General features: G+C 43.2%; 17 protein-coding genes. 10 read left to right on the plus strand and 7 right to left on the minus strand.

Annotated features, from left to right (window positions below; translation table 11 throughout):
* The first annotated feature begins 264 nt into the window (after positions 1–264).
* Positions 265–2,721, plus strand: a complete 2,457-nt coding sequence (locus Q3W13_RS01135) for a TonB-dependent receptor plug domain-containing protein (RefSeq protein WP_302860674.1) — start codon at positions 265–267, stop codon at positions 2,719–2,721.
* A gap of 1 nt (position 2,722) precedes the next feature.
* Here the strand turns inward: Q3W13_RS01135 and Q3W13_RS01140 are convergent, their stop codons facing one another.
* Positions 2,723–4,393 carry a glycosyltransferase family 39 protein gene (locus tag Q3W13_RS01140; RefSeq protein ID WP_302860676.1) on the minus strand — a complete coding sequence of 557 codons (1,671 nt, stop codon included), beginning with the start codon at positions 4,391–4,393 and terminating at the stop codon, positions 2,723–2,725.
* 351 nt (positions 4,394–4,744) lie between these two features.
* Here Q3W13_RS01140 and Q3W13_RS01145 point away from each other — a divergent pair, with 351 nt between their 5' ends.
* On the plus strand, positions 4,745–5,260 hold the full coding sequence (locus tag Q3W13_RS01145; RefSeq protein ID WP_302860677.1) for a DUF2911 domain-containing protein: 516 nt from the start codon (positions 4,745–4,747) through the stop codon (positions 5,258–5,260).
* A 91-nt stretch (positions 5,261–5,351) separates the two neighbouring features.
* Positions 5,352–6,437 (plus strand): DUF3810 domain-containing protein, encoded by a 1,086-nt coding sequence (locus tag Q3W13_RS01150; RefSeq protein WP_302860678.1) that lies wholly within the window; start codon positions 5,352–5,354, stop codon positions 6,435–6,437.
* A 100-nt stretch (positions 6,438–6,537) separates the two neighbouring features.
* Here the strand turns inward: Q3W13_RS01150 and Q3W13_RS01155 are convergent, their stop codons facing one another.
* A complete protein-coding gene (locus Q3W13_RS01155) occupies positions 6,538–7,050 on the minus strand; it encodes a hypothetical protein (RefSeq protein ID WP_302860679.1) in 513 nt (170 codons plus the stop codon).
* Positions 7,051–7,472: 422 nt separating this feature from the next.
* Between Q3W13_RS01155 and Q3W13_RS01160 the strand changes: the two genes are divergently transcribed.
* Together Q3W13_RS01160 and Q3W13_RS01165 are read left to right on the plus strand one after the other, a co-directional pair.
* Positions 7,473–9,647, plus strand: coding sequence for a penicillin acylase family protein (locus tag Q3W13_RS01160; protein WP_302860680.1), 2,175 nt, complete (start codon positions 7,473–7,475; stop codon positions 9,645–9,647).
* Between the two features lie 134 nt (positions 9,648–9,781).
* Positions 9,782–10,273 carry a hypothetical protein gene (locus tag Q3W13_RS01165; protein ID WP_302860681.1) on the plus strand — a complete coding sequence of 164 codons (492 nt, stop codon included), beginning with the start codon at positions 9,782–9,784 and terminating at the stop codon, positions 10,271–10,273.
* 102 nt (positions 10,274–10,375) lie between these two features.
* On the opposite strand, the gene Q3W13_RS01170 is transcribed toward Q3W13_RS01165, so the two are convergent.
* Together Q3W13_RS01170 and Q3W13_RS01175 are read right to left on the minus strand one after the other, a co-directional pair.
* A complete protein-coding gene (locus Q3W13_RS01170) occupies positions 10,376–10,819 on the minus strand; it encodes a nuclear transport factor 2 family protein (protein ID WP_302860682.1) in 444 nt (147 codons plus the stop codon).
* A gap of 61 nt (positions 10,820–10,880) precedes the next feature.
* Positions 10,881–11,231, minus strand: coding sequence for a TfoX/Sxy family protein (locus Q3W13_RS01175; RefSeq protein ID WP_368077615.1), 351 nt, complete (start codon positions 11,229–11,231; stop codon positions 10,881–10,883).
* A gap of 241 nt (positions 11,232–11,472) precedes the next feature.
* Here Q3W13_RS01175 and Q3W13_RS01180 point away from each other — a divergent pair, with 241 nt between their 5' ends.
* From Q3W13_RS01180 to Q3W13_RS01195, 4 genes are all read left to right on the plus strand, one after another.
* Positions 11,473–12,033, plus strand: a complete 561-nt coding sequence (locus Q3W13_RS01180; RefSeq protein WP_302860683.1) for an RNA polymerase sigma factor — start codon at positions 11,473–11,475, stop codon at positions 12,031–12,033.
* Positions 12,034–12,044: 11 nt separating this feature from the next.
* Complete coding sequence (locus Q3W13_RS01185) at positions 12,045–12,443, plus strand: hypothetical protein (RefSeq protein ID WP_302860684.1); 399 nt, start codon at positions 12,045–12,047, stop codon at positions 12,441–12,443.
* A gap of 196 nt (positions 12,444–12,639) precedes the next feature.
* Positions 12,640–12,855 carry a hypothetical protein gene (locus tag Q3W13_RS01190; RefSeq protein ID WP_302860685.1) on the plus strand — a complete coding sequence of 72 codons (216 nt, stop codon included), beginning with the start codon at positions 12,640–12,642 and terminating at the stop codon, positions 12,853–12,855.
* A 7-nt stretch (positions 12,856–12,862) separates the two neighbouring features.
* Positions 12,863–13,072 carry a hypothetical protein gene (locus tag Q3W13_RS01195; protein ID WP_302860686.1) on the plus strand — a complete coding sequence of 70 codons (210 nt, stop codon included), beginning with the start codon at positions 12,863–12,865 and terminating at the stop codon, positions 13,070–13,072.
* Positions 13,073–13,228: 156 nt separating this feature from the next.
* On the opposite strand, the gene Q3W13_RS01200 is transcribed toward Q3W13_RS01195, so the two are convergent.
* The 3 genes from Q3W13_RS01200 to Q3W13_RS01210 form a co-directional block, all read right to left on the minus strand.
* On the minus strand, positions 13,229–13,669 hold the full coding sequence (locus Q3W13_RS01200) for a DinB family protein (protein WP_302860687.1): 441 nt from the start codon (positions 13,667–13,669) through the stop codon (positions 13,229–13,231).
* A gap of 105 nt (positions 13,670–13,774) precedes the next feature.
* Entirely contained in the window at positions 13,775–14,899 is a 1,125-nt protein-coding gene (locus Q3W13_RS01205) for a serpin family protein (RefSeq protein ID WP_302860688.1), read from the minus strand.
* Between the two features lie 205 nt (positions 14,900–15,104).
* Entirely contained in the window at positions 15,105–16,778 is a 1,674-nt protein-coding gene (locus Q3W13_RS01210; RefSeq protein WP_302860689.1) for a glycosyltransferase family 39 protein, read from the minus strand.
* 248 nt (positions 16,779–17,026) lie between these two features.
* Between Q3W13_RS01210 and Q3W13_RS01215 the strand changes: the two genes are divergently transcribed.
* A complete protein-coding gene (locus Q3W13_RS01215; protein WP_302860690.1) occupies positions 17,027–17,896 on the plus strand; it encodes an esterase family protein in 870 nt (289 codons plus the stop codon).
* Positions 17,897–17,936: the final 40 nt, after the last annotated feature.

Consider the following 17,936-nt stretch of genomic DNA (forward strand, 5'->3'; position numbering starts at 1 on the left):
TTCTGCTACCTCTTTTCAAACTCAGACCAGCGCTGATAAAAAGTTCAATAATTTTTGCGACGAAATATTTTTGATACTCGAAAAATATTTATATTTATTGAATTGATTATAAACCACCTGTTTTTTTAGTTACCTGCTTTTCCGGTATGTTTTTTTGATAGCATTACTCTGTTAAGGTTGTCGGCAACCGTACACTTTGCGGGCTGGGATTAATATTTATTACAGATGGTTGGTGAAGTCATAATCAGCAAAATTATTACATAAATGAAAAAGATTGTTTTTACCCTCATTCTGTTTGTAACAGTACACGCAATCGTATTTGGCCAGGGCACCAGCCCGGTATTAGAAAATGCCGTTTCGAAAATTAAAGCTACTATTACCGACCATATTATTGAAAAAGCATACCTGCAACTGGACAGGTCGTATGCATGCTATGTAGCCGGTGAAACGATATATTTTAAAGCATATGTAACTATGGGTGAGCTACACCAACCATCAACCATAAGCGGCATACTTCATGTCGACCTGATAGGAAGTGGTAACAATTTGTTACAAACCAAAGCTATTTCGCTTGCTAACGGCGTGGGTTGGGGCGATTTTTCATTGCCGGATACATTGCAAAAGGGAAGTTACCGTATCCGGGCATATACCAATTATATGCGTAATGCTGATCGTGCTTATTTTTTTGAGAAATATATTTCTGTTGGTTCGCCAAACAGCGTGAGTAACAAATTGCAGGTTGCCAAAAAAACAGGTCAGCCTTCGGTGCAGTTTTTCCCGGAGGGAGGCAACCTGGTTACTGATATTCACACCAGGGTGGCATTTAAGGCTATTGGTGCAGACGGTCTGGGCATAAACCTGAAAGGAATAATTGTCGACAACAACGATCAGGAGGTTGCAAAAATAGAATCCAGCCATTTCGGAATGGGAACATTTGATTTTATACCCGAGGAGGGAAAAAAATATATAGCTAAGCTGATTTATGCTGATGGTTCAAAAGCGACAGTTAATTTGCCGGCGGCAGCCGCAAAAGGAATAGTTTTAGCGGTAAACACTGATGAGCCTACTAAACTCGGAATCGAAATAAGGGCTAACAGGGCTTATTACAAAGAGAATATGAATAAAGACATTAACCTGCTGGTGTATTGGTCGGGTTCGGTAAAAAAGGTAAATACCAAACTCGATAACCAAGTATTGGGCCTCGATATACCTACGGCCAATATGATGACAGGTATAGTGCAGGTTACCCTTTTTTCGGAGACCGGTGAGCCATTAAGTGAGCGCCTGGCCTTTGTTCAGAATAAGGATATATTGGGCATGACAATAACTTCGAGTAAGCCAACTTATGCCAAACGCGAAAATGTTGTATTAAACCTTAATGCAAAAACTAAAGATGGCAACCCTGCCAGGGGCTCGTTCTCAGCATCGGTTGTTGACGAAAGTAAAATAGCGGTTGATGAAAATGCGGAGACAACCATACTGACAAGCTTGTTGCTTACTGCTGACCTTAAAGGATACGTTGAAAATCCGAACTATTACTTCGCCAATATGACTAATGAGACACGGAGTAACCTTGACGCGCTGATGTTAACCCAGGGATACCGTCGTTTTGTATGGAAACAATTGCTGAGCGATAACCAGGCTGCCACCGCGCTAACCTACAAACCTGAGCGCGTTATTGATTTAACTGGAAGTGTAAAAACCAGAACTGGCGAACCTAAGCCGAATTTAACCGTTACCATGGTACAAGGCCCTGGCGGATTGAAAACCGCGACCACAGATGCCGAAGGCAAATTTCGTTTTACAGATATGTTTTTTGAGACAGGCAGCCGCATTGTTTTAAAAGTTGATTCAAAATCTGGCAAGAATGCTTTAGTTATTGCTCTTGATAAACCAGCGGCTGTCGCCCCTGTTGGGCCGGGCAGCGAAATGGCCGTTGGCTACAATGGAAATGCCGATATACTTGGTTCATTGCAAAATAGCCAGCGTGGGGGTTTAATGACAGCCAGCGACGACCAAAAGGTCTACCTGAAAAATGAACGGGCGAATATCCCAAAGAAAAATGATAATTATCGTTCATCTAACTTAGGTGGTCCGGGCCACGCAGACCAGGTAATACGTGGAACAGACATCGAGAATGCGCCATCATTGCTAACTGCCTTAAACGGCATTGCACGAGATGTGGATTTTGTGGATGGAGTTCCCTACTTAAAATTGGCCCAGGTTACAAATGCTACAGGCAGCCAATCCAATCCCATGCTGGTTGTTGTTGATGGCGTTATTGGTGGTGCAGGCCGTGGCGGACTTGACGCAATTGCCCCGAGAACAGTTGAAACAGTTGAAATTTTAAAACCTAATAATGCTGCTATATACGGCATGGCGGGCGGTGGGGGCGCTATTATTATCACATCAAGAGAAAATATTTCCGACCCGCTGACTGAGAGCCGGGAAACGGCCCCCGGAGTATTCTCTTTCACCCCACAGGGCTTTTATAAGGCAAAAGAATTTTACTCGCCTCAATATAATGTAACAGATGAAAGCAAACTTCCGGATAACCGCACTACGATTTTTTGGAAGCCAAATATTGTTACCGACAATGACGGCAACGCGGCGATGGCTTTCTACAATGCCGATGGTACAGGTACCTACCGGGTTGTTATCGAGGGCATAGACGTTAACGGCAATATAGGCCGCCAGGTATTTAAGTATAAGGTACAGTAAATCAAAGATGATGCTTCCACGGCTTGGTGATTAAATAAACGTGGCCTAAAACATTAGGCCGGGTAGCTTTATTTATAAACTTGGGCATAATGTTTTCCTGGGGATAAGTTGTAAAGGTTTTGAGGATAGTAAACTTAGCATGGCTTCCCACCAGATAATCCATGGAGCGCTGGTTAATATAGAACATTGTAGGTCTAACCGGATTAAATTTATCAAACTCATCTATCGGGATAAATTTAACCGGCTTTTTACAATAGAATTGAAAAATATTGTTCTCGAATTTAACCGAATAAATATCGGCGTTATCAAATGGTTTTTGGTTAACATACTTTGCAGCTGCTATTTCGCCTTTGTAGGGCGTGATCTCGTTAAATACAACAGTATTGAGATAATAACCCGCGAATAATACAGACAAACAGGCGAAAAAGAAAGTCCGGATTTTGCGGTCATTTACTTTTAAGATTATTAGCAAAGCGATGGCCCCAAATAAAACAATTCCCGCCCAAAAGAGATAATTATTTTCCGGTCTCAACAAATAGTTTAAAACTACTACTATTAACGGCAGTAAAACAATAAATATCCATAGTGATACCGCCCTGAATATTTCTTCTGCTCTACTTAATCCATTAACTAACAACGGCGCTGTAATAACAGCAAATAAAGGGAACACCGCATTAGTATAAAATGGCAACTGAAAACGCGACAGGGAGAATAATATAAGCAGCACCATACCTCCGGTTAAAGCGTAATACTCAGGCAATTTGATACCCTTAATTATAGCGCTGATATTTTTAAAGATAGCATAATAAAATATCAGGCACCACGGTGCAAGTGCCCACAAAAGTGTATGCAAATAAAATACTTTGCTTCCCGACTCCACCCTGCTGATAGGGCCGCTATTTATAAAACGCCCAAACTGACTATCCCACAAAAACCATTTTATACCAGAAACATTGTGCCTGCCAAAAACCGTTTTTTCAGGATGGAGGTCGAATTGGGTATATAGGGCATAAAGTTCGGGCAATGTGAAGATAAAGGTGAGAATAACGAGCGCAGGCCACTTAAAATCAAATAAATCTTTCAGCCTTTTTTTAAGTAGCAATTCACCGAATAGCGCACCGTATATGGCAATTATTACAAAAATGCCTTTAGTCATTATTGCGCACGCTGTAAGCAGCGCAGCCAGCGCTAAGTGTTTTAATGTATAGCGGTCATTCAACTGGCTTATGTGATAAATGGCCCCGATTATCAGCGCCATTAAATAAGGTTCGGCGCGAACGTCTGTGTTCGAAAGCAGGATGTGCAATGTGGCGGAAAGCATCAGCACTGCTGTAAAAGCTATCTGTCGGCCGTAGTATTTAGCTGCAAATAACCAGGTATACAACAAACTGATAAAAAAGAAAAGCAGCGCTGACAAGCGATAGGCCCAAACACTTACGCCAAAGAGCTTAAAACTGGTGAGTATAACCCAAAACGGAAAATGAGGTTTATCCAGCCAGTCCCGGTTATAGGTGAAGAGTTCAAAAAAATCTTTTTTGTACAGAAGGTTTTTGCTGATTGCCGCGTAAAGGCCCGGGTCGTCTGTAAAGAACTGAACACTCAGGCCGGAACAGTTAACAAGCAGCGCCAATACAAATAGCAGTATATAAAAATTTTTAGCTGTATCCTTCATCCGGAGCAGGCCGCCTTATGGTCGGTCAAATATAGTTTATAACGTTCAAATAAATTTCTTTAGGTAATTAAACAAAAAACCTCACACCCTGTGGGCGTGAGGCCAAAAATCACAACAATTGTTTAACCTTAAAAGGTCAATTCCTAACTGCAATATGATTCTGTATTTAAAACGTTACAACCGAGGCTTTTGTTTTGAGATCGTTACTGTATTTTTTAAAAAAAATTGCAGTAGTTTTTATAGCAACATGCGTAAATTGCTAAAAAATAATTAGCCCGATTTGCAATGCGGTAAATAGAAAATTCACTCTATCTTTATATCGTAAATTTGAAACCTAAAAATATATTTATTATGAAAGCAGTATTTCAGTTAAAGGCATTTTCAGTAATATTGGTTGCCTTTTTATTATCGACTACGGCGATGGCACAGCAAAAACCTGCAAGCCCCCATAAGGGTGTGAAAGGCAAAGTTGGCGCGGCTACCATTACCATCCGTTATGGAAGCCCCTACGTAAAAGGCCGTAAAATATGGGGCGGCTTAGAGCCTTATGGCAAAGTTTACCGTGCGGGAGCCGATTCAGCAACGACATTTACTACCGACAAAGACATTATGGTTGAGGGCAAGGCTCTAAAAGCCGGTAAGTATGCATTCTTCGTTATCCCAATGGAGAAAGGCCCATGGACCGTTATCTTTAACAGAACTGCCGAGCAATGGGGCGCATTTAAATATGACCAGGCCCAGGACGCTTTGCGTGTAATGGTTACTCCAAAAACGCATGCTATGACCGAATCATTAACCTACGTTATTACACCTAAAGGTTTCAGTATGAATTGGGATAAGATCAGCATCCCGGTTTCAATAAAATAATCGGTAATAACTGCTACAGCATTAACAGCCTCCCGGATCTAGGGGAGGCTTTTTTATTGCCAACCCCGGCGTATTGTTATATTTACCGTTCATGCCATTTACTAACAGCAAGCGAACTTTTAAAATAAGGCTTATCAGCATAGCCGCATTGGCGGCCGCCATTTATTTGCTTATCCTCTTTGCCGGCTACCCGCAAGCTGTAGAGTGCTATTTTTCAGAAGGCGCTTATCCGATAATAAGTACTGTATTGCACCCTGTTCTGAATATTTTCCCGTTCAGTGTAGGTGATATAATATATATCTTGGCTATCGGTCACCTGGCATATGCCTTGATCATCTTTATAAAGCGGTTGTTAAAAAAAGATTTTTTGACGGCAGGCTTCCGGGTACTCAAACTTATTATTAAAGTGCAGATAGCAATACTTGTTTTCTACTTGTTTTGGGGAATGAACTACTTCCGCCCGCCGGCCGGAGAAAGGTTAAATTTGCGTGATACCAGCTACACCACCGATAAACTTAAAGCCGTTACAGCCATGCTGATAGACAGCGCCAATGCCACACGCGCAAGGCTTACCGTCCACGACATGAAGCAAGAAAATGACTCGATTTACAAAACTGCAATACGTGCTGTATGCAAACTATCCTCCGACTCCGTCGGGTTTCGCACTTACCATCCCGATATAAAGTCATCGTTACTTACTCCGCTGCTTAATTTTATTGGAACATCAGGGTATTTTAACCCTTTTACCGGCGAGGCGCAGATAAACTACCAGATGCCGGTATTTAACAGACCGGTGGTTGCCTGCCATGAAATGTCGCACCAGATGGGCTATGGGCCTGAAGATGAGGCGGACTTTGCAGGTTTCCTGGCCGGGATAAATTCAAATGATAAGCTTTTGCGTTATTCTGCCTATCACATGGCAGTTGATGAATTTATGCATGCATTATATTACCGTGATAGCCTCGAAAACAAAAAACTAAGGCCCCGCGTATCAAAAGCAGTACACCAGGATTTCGTGGATGAGCGTAAATATTGGATGACATACCAGGGTAAGCTAAATGTTATAACAGGGATATTTTATGATCATTATCTAAAAGTAAATAATCAACCGCAGGGCCTCGATACTTACAACCGTATGATATTGCTGGTGATGGCGAAATATGGCAGGAGTTTGTAGTTCATGACTGCCAGCTTGATGCCGTTTTACTTTTTTAATTCTCGTGGCCCTTGTTGCTGACTCTTTCCCCTGGACTATAATCTATTTTACCGCTGAGTCACTACAATACTACCCCTTCCGAAGTAAATTTCAAATCATTTTCTCCCGCCAGGGCAACGTTTGCATAGCCATTTTCATTGATGAATAGTTTTTCATTCTCTGCCCGTATGTGCAGTTGGTCTACGAAAAACTCGCCTGCGACCCTGATAGCAGCAAGCGGCATGTTTACCTCCAACTCGGCCACTATGTTATGCTCTAAAGCCATCGCAGTGTCGTAATCCATTTGATGAACATGGATAATCGTCGAGCCATCAAGCCGGGATACTGTGACGCTGTCGCGCTCTACCTTAACATTGTAAGGGGCACCCGTTACAGGCTGATTTGACATGACAGTCACAGGTTTGCCATCGACGTCTTTGATATCTATATCCACATCCAAGTGAGCATCGCCCGTCGCGCCCTGTGAAACAGAATTAATTCTTAATAAGGGTTTCCAGTTGCCGTCGCTGCCATAGCTTATGGTTTTGCCCCGTACAACAAATGCACCGGAGCCAATAATAAATGCGTATTTCATAGCTGTGTGGTTTATAAAGATTATAATATCACAAGCGGCAGAAATGTTTCTTTTATTTTTTGGTATAAGGCTGATTTTTGCAGATTGGGGCAAAAAAATGCGTTCCGTATCTCACCCCGGAACGCATACAACATCACTCAAATAATGTTGATCAACTAAATCTCAGACAACATGTTACTCATCATCCAAGGCCTTATGTTACTGGCTTTGAGGCCGGTAAATTATATTTTAACCTTTAGGCAATCGTTATCAAAAGCTATACCTAATTATGCAATTTCGCCCTATATTAGATTTAAGATAATATGCCAAACGCCTGCAAAGTGCAAATATTGTAGTCAATAAATGTTATTCTAACATTAATTTTAAAAATCGTGCAAAAGTGGCATATTCCTTACAAATTGTTTAGTAAAACAATCGTTACTATGAAAAAACAATTGATTGCCGCTTTAGTACTATTCCCGTTAATAGCTGTTGCTCAAAAATTTACCGCGAAAGAAATATTACGGTTTAGGCAGCAGGCGGCGGCGGTAACGATAGTCAGGGACAACTGGGGAATACCTCATGTTTATGGTAAAACCGATGCTGACGCTGTTTTTGGGTTGATGTACGCCGAATGCGAGGATAATTTTAAAGGTATAGAACAAAATTATTTGTACCAGTTAGGCCGACAAAGTGAGCTGGACGGCGGGAAAAATATTTTTACCGATGTACAGCTTCAATTAATTGCGGATACCGTCGATGCTATTAAGGAATATCGAGCAGCAGCGCCATGGTTTCGTAAACTATTGGATGCTTTTGCCGACGGTGTGAACTATTATTTGTACACACATCCCGATACAAAACCGGCTGTTTTTCAGCGATTTGAGCCATGGTATGCATTGATGTTTACCGATGGAAGCGTATCAGCAACTGTTACCGGTGGCATCAAACTTACTGAAACCAGAAAATTTTATGGAGATGGCGCGGAAAAGCTGGGAGCGGTTCATCAATCTTTGGCCGATGACAGGGAGACGGGCTCCAACGGCTTTGCTATTGCTCCGGTAAAATCTGCATCAGGGCATGCCATGCTTTACATCAACCCGCACGTGCCATTTTATTTTCGCGCAGAGGTACAGATGGTAAGCCAGGAAGGACTGAACGTTTATGGCGCAGTTACCTGGGGGCAGTTTTTTGTATACCAGGGTTTTAACCAGCACTGCGGCTGGATGCACACGAGCAGCAGCGCCGACGTAGGTGACCTGTATGCAGAAAAGGTAACCCAAAAGGATGGCAAATGGTATTATGAGTACGATGGCAGGCTAAAACCTGTACGCGAACGTAAGCTGGTGATGAAAATTAATAACGGCGTATCAACAGAGCGAAAGGTGATAACCGGTTACTATACCCATCATGGCCCCATACTGGGAGCCAGGGATGGCCGGTGGCTGGCGCTGAGAGCGAATAACCGTTCATACAACGCGTTGGTTGAATCATGGCTGATAACAAAGGCCAATACATTTGCCGGGTATAAAAAAGCTATGGGCTTATTGCAGAATGCTACCAATAATACGGTATATGCCGATGACAAAGGCAACATCGCTTTTTGGTATGGCAACTTTATGCCGAGAAGAGATCCGGTTTATGACTGGCGCCTCCCGGTTGATGGCAGCATCCCGGCCACAGAATGGAAAGGATTACATTCTCTGGAAGAACAGGTACACATTTATAACCCGCCAAGCGGATGGATTCAAAACTGTAATTCAACACCGTTTGCATCGTCGGGAAAGTTTAGCCCGGCTAAGGATAAGTACCCGGCATACATGGCGCCCGATGGACAGAACTATCGGGCTGTTAATGCTATCAGGTTACTTGATGATAAAAAGAAACTTTCCCTTGACGATTTGATATCCAAAGGCTATGACCATTATCTGGCAGCTTTTGATGTATTATTGCCGCCGCTTTTTGAGGCTTACGAAAGCGCGCCTGATTCATTGAAACAAAGACTTGAAAGCCCGGTAGACACAATGAAGCACTGGGATAAGTATTCTGCAGCAAATTCAGTAGCGACCTCTATAGCGGTTGAGTGGGGCACACTGGTAATGCGACAGCTGCCACCACCAAAAACTGATGAGGAAAGTACTTATCAAACCGACCGCATAGCATCCTTGATGAAAACGCTCACCAGCAGGCAGCAACTAGAGTTATTTTTAGAAGCTATTAACAACCTAAAAAAACAATACGGTACCTGGCAAACAATGTGGGGCGACATCAACCGTTATCAGCGACCTGCAGATGGAGTAACTTTCAGCGATACGGAACCGAGCCTGCCTGTGGGTGCTGTTTCGTCGGCTTTTGGGCAGCTGCCATCCTTCCAAAGCCGGACGATGAAGACCAGAAAGAGATATGGCTATTCGGGCAACAGTTTTATTGCCGCTGTGGAATTTGGTACCCGTATTAAGGCAAAAACAGTAATAACAGGAGGTGAATCATTCGATCCCGCGTCAAAACACTATACCGACCAGGCTGGCATGTATATTGACGGTAGGTTTAAGGATGTGCTGTTTTATAAGGCTGATGTGCTGAAACATGCTGAAAGAACCTATCATCCGGGGGACTAGAGACAGGACATCTGCATTCGCCGGCAAACTGTATAAGATGACTGGCTGGTTGTGAACAACGAGATGTTTTGCTCTTGGTTCTTGTTTCTCATTATCTATATTTGATCTATACCGAACAAACAATTATTGTTGTTATGAAGAAATACCTTTTCCTTATGCCGCTGCTGCTTTTGGCGCGCCTTAGCATCAACGCGCAAAGCATAAAGTTTGCCGACCTGGTGTACTTTACCAGCTTAGATAACAGCGCAGTACACAGCAACTTATTGCAGGGAGACTCCTTTCGCCAGGATTACAGTATTGACATTAACGGCCATCCCATAGAATATTTTAAAAACATAGTAGGTAAGCCCGGGACAGAAAAAATTACTGTGGGCAATTTTACAAAATTGTATAATGGCACCGTATTGCGTACCGTTACATACGCTTCGGCCAATCCGCAGCATATCATCAACATGATTGCGCAGGCTAAACATTACGGCCTCGGCAAAACCTTCCAGGGGGCTGATGAGTCTAACAATATTTACCTATTCGACAACAGCTTTTACCATGTAAGCATCTACCTCCGCCGCGACCAGACTTCTGGTTTGGTTGAAATTAAGCAAAAAGAATATTTAGGGGTGGAGTAAATAAATTAGCTGGCAGTTAAGAGTTGGCTGTAGACAGTGAAAAGAAGGTCGAAATCGTCAATTACAGCATCCAACAAATCCGCTAACCTGCTTAATCCCGGTTTAGCTTGAATGATCGTGCAAAATCTTCCATCCATTTGCAGTATGCTGCCACACCAGTGAGTACCGGCCGGAGCGCTCGGGCAGATTATTACCATAAAGCGTAAATCCGCCAGTCATTAATGCATAATCGTTACCGAGCATCCGCACTTTTATATCTGTGTATTTAAGGTTTTGCTTAGGCAGGCCATCCGGCTTAAAATATGATTTTTGATAAAGATTTTTAATACCGTCCATACCGACAGGGCCGGTCGGGAACATCATTGTAGCAGATGCATCGTAAAGGCTTATAAAAGTATCCAGATGGCCTTTGTTCCACTCTTCGGCAGAATTATTCATCGCGTCGGTCAGCTCTTTAGTTGCGTCCTGTGCTTTTGCCGCAAAGCCTGCAAACAAAATGAATAGCGCCAGTACAGATTGTACCCAAACAGATTTCTTAATAGTCATGGTAAGTAAGTTTAATAAAGTTGAATTTATAGAAAATTAAAATAGTTTGTTTGTGCGGCGATCACTTTTTCTTCGAGGCTTTTGCTTTGGGGTTAAAGTCGAGTGATAGCTTTATCCAGCGGTCGAATTTCTCCTGACTGTACAGGGCTTCTTCGCCAACATACACAAAGTCTTTAGCAGCCCGGTTGCCCATTACCATTTGCCGGACCCCATTTTCATCCAACGCAGTTTCCATTGCCCCGGCGCCGATGCGGCACAGCATTTCATCTCCGCTCACACAAACGCACATTTTTCCATTCACCATAAAACACACGCCTCGAAACATTTCTTTTTCCACGACGTCGGGAAGGTGCGCGAGCGCCTCACGGATTCTGTCGGCAAGTTGAGTATTGTAAGCGATTAGTCGATTGATTTAACCGGAGAACTAGTACAAATATCAAATAAATGCGTAACTTTTTAGGATAAAGATATTACACATTTAAGCTGCGTTATCTAGGTAAGAAAACGAGATGATTATACGATAGTGTACCCAACAAGGCCATGGAGACCTGCCCTTTAGCCATAAACTGAATTTTTTTAAAAATTTTAAAATTTATCTGAAGCACAATCGTCTTCTCTGGTAAATAACACTTAAAAAATTGATAACCGCCGTAATGCCAGAAGAAAACCACAAGACCATCATACAAGCCATTGGCGACTATGGTAAAAACTTGCTGGGTTTTATCCGGCGCAGGGTGGACAATGATGCCGATGCCGAAGACATTCTGCAGGATGTCTGGTACCAGTTTAGTTCTGTAGTAAACTCTGAGCCGATAGAGCAAACCGGCGCGTGGCTTTACCGTGTGGCCCGCAACAAAATTCTCGACAAGCACAAAAAACATAGGGAAACGCTGGTTGATGATCTGCTGCTGGGCAGTGATGAGGATGAAGATGATGGGCCGGACTTTAAAGCCATCCTGATGACCGAAACGAGTACGCCGGAAACGGAGTACTTGCGTAACCTTTTTTGGGAGCAGCTTTTTATGGCGCTTGACGAGTTGCCCCAGGAACAACGCGACGTATTTATGTGGCATGAACTGGATGATATCCCCTTTAGCGAGATAGCGGAAAATACAGGCATTAATGTGCAGACCCTGGTATCGCGCAAGCGGTATGCGGTGCTGCATTTGCGCAAGCGGTTGAAACAATTGTACGAGGAAATTACACAATATTAAAAACGTTAAACATGAAATCATTTTTTTATAAAAGGCGGTTTATATTCATTCCTTTCGGAATTGCTGCCTTCCTCACCGTCATCAGTTTTGTAGTGATGACTTTATGGAACAACTTACTGCCCGACATATTACACGTTGGCGCTATCACATTCTGGCAGGCCATGGGCATTTTTGTTTTATGTAAAATACTTTTTGGTTTTGGCAAGGGCGGCGGGCCCGCCAAAGGAGCCTGGATGCGGCGCCGTATGGAGGAAAAGTTTAAAAACATGACCCCTGAAGAGCGCGAGAAATTCCGCGCAAAAATGGAAAACTGCGGCCGCGGACATTGGGGCCGGCACGGCGGGCATCCATTCCAGAAATATTGGGAAGAAGCCGCTAAACCCGGCGAAGAAAAACCGGCGGCTGAGTGAGTTTTAAGTCCGGAGCTGATAGTCTTGAGTCAATATTGTTTGGCTCAAGACTATCTTCTGAAAATAAAACGGGCGATGGATGTCCAATATTCAAGCTGCCATCAGTTATTAAAAGAACAAAATCAACAACATAAGCCGGCGGAAGTTTTTCTATATCCGACCCAAGACTGCCGACTTAAGACTAAGGACTGAAAAAATGGACGTATTAGTATTCACCACCAACGTTGAAAAACCTGAACAGGTTAGCGAAGTAAAACCATTGCTCACATCCATACCCGCCATTACCGGCTGGAACTTTGACCTGGAAGACTGCGACAACATTTTGCGCATCGAGGCCGAAAATATTTCGCCGCGCTATATCGAGTCGCTGCTGCAAACAGCCGGCTACAACTGCCGTGAGCTGGAATACTAAACAATTTGTGAAGTCATCAACCGAAAGAATAGTTATCCGGTGGCTGCATATCCTGCTAAGCATCCCCGTGATCGGCTATATTTACGGCCCTGTGGCTAAGCTGCATTATGCATCGTTAGCGGTTAAATGGGTGTTTTTCCCGATAATCGTCATCTCTGGCCTTTGGTTGTGGAAGGGGCACCGGGTTAAAAAATGTTTTAACCGTTATCGTCCTTAACATATTCCTGCTTTTTCTTAGTCAGCCTGTTGTCCCTGATGAAAAATTTGAGGCAGCTCACTAATCAGGCTAACCATGCAGCGAACTATTATCGAAACCGGGCATGGGATGAATCATCCTTTCGTCCCTCAAACCTACATAACGTTGATTTATATTTTATGCCTCCAGAATCCTTCGCAAATAGTTTATCTGCCCTATATGGTAACTAAAATGCCCATAGAAGAAAGTAAGATACCAGGCTGTGCTTTTTTGTCCAAACATTTCAAGCGGATAATTAGCATCGAGCTGCTGTTGTGTAACGCCTGATAGAGAAGTTTTCACTGTTTCAATCAGGTTCTCTATATCTGCTAGTAATTCTGCACGCGGAATTCCGGTTGCAGAAAACTCACGTTCCCTGTCGCGCACGTAGCCGGTATTACCAATCTTCGCGCCGATGGTGAAACTAAGGTTCCCGATCAAATGCAGCGTTAGTGTTCCCACCGAGTTAGTGACGCCATCAGTAGCGCGCCAAATGTTGTTATCATCCTTAAAATTGTTAATCTCATCGCGCAGCTTGAGCAGCTCGCGTTCATAAAGTTCGGCAAAATAGTTTTCCATATTAACGATGGTTTTATTGATACCGCAAGTTAGTGAGTGGTAAGTTAACTGGATGTAATATTTCGTTGGTCGGAGGAATTAAATGACTAATAGCACAAGGTTACATTATTTTGTTGGATCGTAAACCGTTCCTGTAAAAATAATCAGGCCGCTTTTCATTTCACGTATTGCAAAGAAAAACGGACGGTTAATAATGACCTGGTTTAACGGCGCGGCTGTTATGCCCACCTCTACGGAAGTTGCTGCTGCAGCGGTAGTACCATCTTCGTTCACTTCGATATAAGCTTTGTGTCTTACATTGGTTATTTGTAATGCAGCATTGGGATTTATGCGGCTGAAATCGGCGTTTTTGCTAAATGCTATACCCATACCCAGGGAGATAAGGGCGTCGTTTAACGTGGCATCGTAACTGAACCTAAAGGTCGGCAAAGCCACTTCGGTTTTAGTACTGCTCAGGTGGCCCATCCACAATTGCCATTTGTCCGCATCCATATCTGCAACCATATCGTCTACGGTACTATTCTTCGGCATTACGATAACCATACTGTATTTGTCGTTTGAGTAGGGGAGTTCGGCCACCGAAACACCGGCATCTTCAAACAAATTAACGTGCATGGTATTGTTCATAAAATCAGCCTGGATACTACTGCTGTCTTCCAGCATGAAACCACGTTTTGCTGTAGCTTCCTTGTCGAATTTTTCCTTCCATATGCTTTTAAAATATAAAGCGTTTACGAGGTACATTACAGCATCCGGCGGGATATTATCAATAATAGAAGGTATTTTACCGGCGGTCTGGTCGCTCACCCATTTATTTATTTTGTCTTTTGCACCAGGATCGCTGAAATCCAGCACTTGTGATTTGGCATGGAAACTGTCATTACTGGTTTGTAAAAACGCCGGTAGTGCATCAAAACCCTGTTTGTACCAGATGGAGTTGGCTATTTTTAGGGTAGTATTCGGGTCGAGTTGCGGCAGGTTGGTGATGAGGTTATTGTAATAGCTGTTTACCCCGCCCTGGGTCATTCCTGTAAAATTCAGTGTGTTTTTAAATGCATCTAATGTAGTGCCGGCAGCGCCGTTGCTGGTCATCCCCAAAGCAAAGCTTACGCTAAGGGGCGACGCAAAAATATTGGCCTTTGCAGTGTTTGCGCTGTTTAGCTTATTAAAAAGTTTAAAGGTAAACACATTGTCCGCTGTTACTTTCTGTTGTTCTGCGGCTGATAACACCAGGTTTTTACCAGTAACAACCGGTCTATTACTACCTTTTTACAGGAAGCAGCAGCAATGACCAAGGATAAAAGCAACAGCGGAACCTTGTGTTTGAACATTATGATATAGATTTGGAGTAACTAATTTATATTCACCTGGTTAATGGTTATTACACAAAGGAAAATGCAAACGATACAAACAATTGGTAAAAAACATTCTGTAGTTATTTTACTTTAATCACGACCATCTCAGTCAGTTTTTCGGTTCTGGTGTTTTTATCGAGAAAGGAAAAAGTTAGGCGTGTAACGGGATAGCGCCTGAAAGTGGATAGTATGTCAAACCGGTAGCCCCTTTTGGTAAAACCGCCTAGTTCATTCTTTCTCAAATAAAGCAGAAAAGGCCCGGATTGCGTATTTTTTCCATTGCCTTTTACCAAGGTAACCGGGAGGCGGGAATAAAATGCGAAGGGCGTTTCATCGTCGTCGTTAAGTTCGGTAACAGCGACTGGCAGATTTCGCGGATTATGGTTATTTATCCAAAAGGCGGCTTCACTTCCGGCCTGATATTTCATTAGCGAGGGATAGAATGAAAGGCCAAGATAAAGGTTGATGATAAATGAGGCCAGTACCGACCGGATGGCAAGCTTTTGATAACCGTATATACCTATAGTTTGATGATAGAAGATCAGCAGGATCAGCAGTATTGTTAGCGTTGCAGCAGTATAAAGACTGAATATTTCCGGCTGAAAGAAATGGTTGAGCAATAATATGGCCGACAATAAAAGACCAATTACAACGGTTTGTACCAGTTCAATGGTCATCATCGTTTTTTTGATGGATACATAATACAGGCATTGTGCTGTAATAATGGCCAAAAAGGGGAAAATAATATTAAGGTAATGGGGCAATTGAAAGCCTGATGCCGAGAACAAAATAAAGGTGAGCAGCGCGCCGCTCAAACAATACCATTCCTGCGCTCCGGGATTTTTCCAGCCTTTACGGATAAACCGGTATAGCCCGGCAATCATAATCAATGACCAGGGCAGGAAAGCCCACAGCACCGTATGTAAAAAGAAAAACGGATCGCCTGATCCTTTGATAGGGCCGGTGTTAAAAAAACGCCCAAACTGACTGTCCCAGAAGAAAAAACGGATGCCCGATACGGCTTTTTGCCCGAATATAATTTTTTCGGGATGCATATCGAATTGGCGGTAAAGGCACCAGAGTTCGGGTAAAATAAAAATCAGTATCAAAATAGCTGCTACCAACCAGCGCCGGTTAAACAGCGCTTTCCATTGGCGGGTAATGATAAGATGCCCTGCTATTGCGCCGCCAATTGGCACAAGGGCAAAAATGCCCTTAGTCATGATTGCGCATGAAGTAAAAATACATCCCAATAATAAGTGCAGGAAAGTATAGCTGGTACAGGTTCTGTAAAAATGATAAACCGCTGCAATGATAAGCCCGGTTAGATACGCCTCGGCGCGCACATCGTTATTGGATAATACTATATGTTCTGCAGTGAGCAGTATCAGCACGCTCCAGGTGGCGATTTGTTTATTGTAGAGCGTCATGGCAAACAGCCATGTATAAAGGGCGCCCATCATTAAAAATAAAATGCCCGGCAGTTTATAGGCCCAGGTAGTGAAGCCGAAAACCTTAAAAAATAAGGCGGTTATCCAAAACGGGAAATGGGGTTTGTCCAGCCAGTCGGCGCCGTGATAAAACAATTGCACATAATCATTACGTTGCACCATCGTTTTGCTGATGGTGGCATAGATGGCGGCATCAGGACCGGCAATCGGAACAAGCAAGCCGCTAAAATTTACCAGCACAGCAACTGCTAACAAGACATACAGTAATTTATTTTGATTAGAGTTAAGGGTTTCGCCTATCATGACAGTGATGGCTAAAGTTAATCACATTTTAGGGATTGGCGTTTTGCGAAATTTTTTTACCAGGGATAAACAGATCGGCGAGCAAGAGGCGGGCGCGTAAACATGTGTATCAGGCTGCTCGACAGTTCCGGTTCTTTTCGTGCCTCCTTCGTGAAATTTAAATAAATGCATATCAATTTTTTTACACTAAAATGCTGATGTTTACCAATATATCCCGATATTCAAAAAACAAACCAATCGCCTTAATTATGAAAAAACAACTCCAGTTGCTTATCGCCTTTTTGTTGATATGTCCGTTTACGGTACTTGCGCAACAAACCGGAAAGGTTTATGATAATTTATTGGTTCCGAGCAAGATATTAAAAAGCGACCGTAGGTATGCCGTTTACCTGCCGCCAGGCTACGAGACATCTGAACGCAGTTACCCGGTATTGTACCTGCTGCACGGCGCCGGCGATGACCAGACCGGGTGGGTCCAATTTGGAGAAGTATTGAATATTACCGATAAAGCCATTGCTGATGGTACAGCAACAGCTATGATCATTGTAATGCCCGACGCCAATACTGGCCGCCGGGGATATTTTAACGATATTAAAGGCGACTGGAACTATGAGGATTTCTTTTTTAAAGAATTGATGCCTTATGTAGAAAAGAAATACCGGGTTAAAAGCGATAAGCGCTACAGAGCTATATCCGGGCTTTCCATGGGCGGTGGCGGCACTTTAATGTATGCCATGCATCATCCCGAATTATTTTCATCGGCCTGCCCCCTCAGCGCATCCGTGGGACCGCTGACGCTGGATGACGCCCGCGCTTCCATCACCAAAAATAATCCCGGTATTGCCGATTCTGTGATAACCAAATATTACAATGAGCATAGTGCAATTGCCCTGGTAAATAACATGCCGAACGACCAAAAGAAAGCTGTTCGCTGGTATATGGACTGCGGTGATGATGACTTTTTATACGAAGGAAACGCTTTGCTGCACGTTGCTATGCGTAAGAAGGAAATTCCGCACGAATTCCGCATGCGCGAAGGTGGCCATACGTGGACCTACTGGCGCGCCGCACTGCCAAACGTGCTTGAGTTTGTATCGCAAGCTTTTCATCAATATTAAACTATTAAAGGCAACCCAATAAATCAAACTATCGTCATGT

The sequence above is a fragment of the Mucilaginibacter sp. L3T2-6 genome, from assembly GCF_030519355.1.
Classification (GTDB): Bacteria; Bacteroidota; Bacteroidia; order Sphingobacteriales; family Sphingobacteriaceae; genus Mucilaginibacter.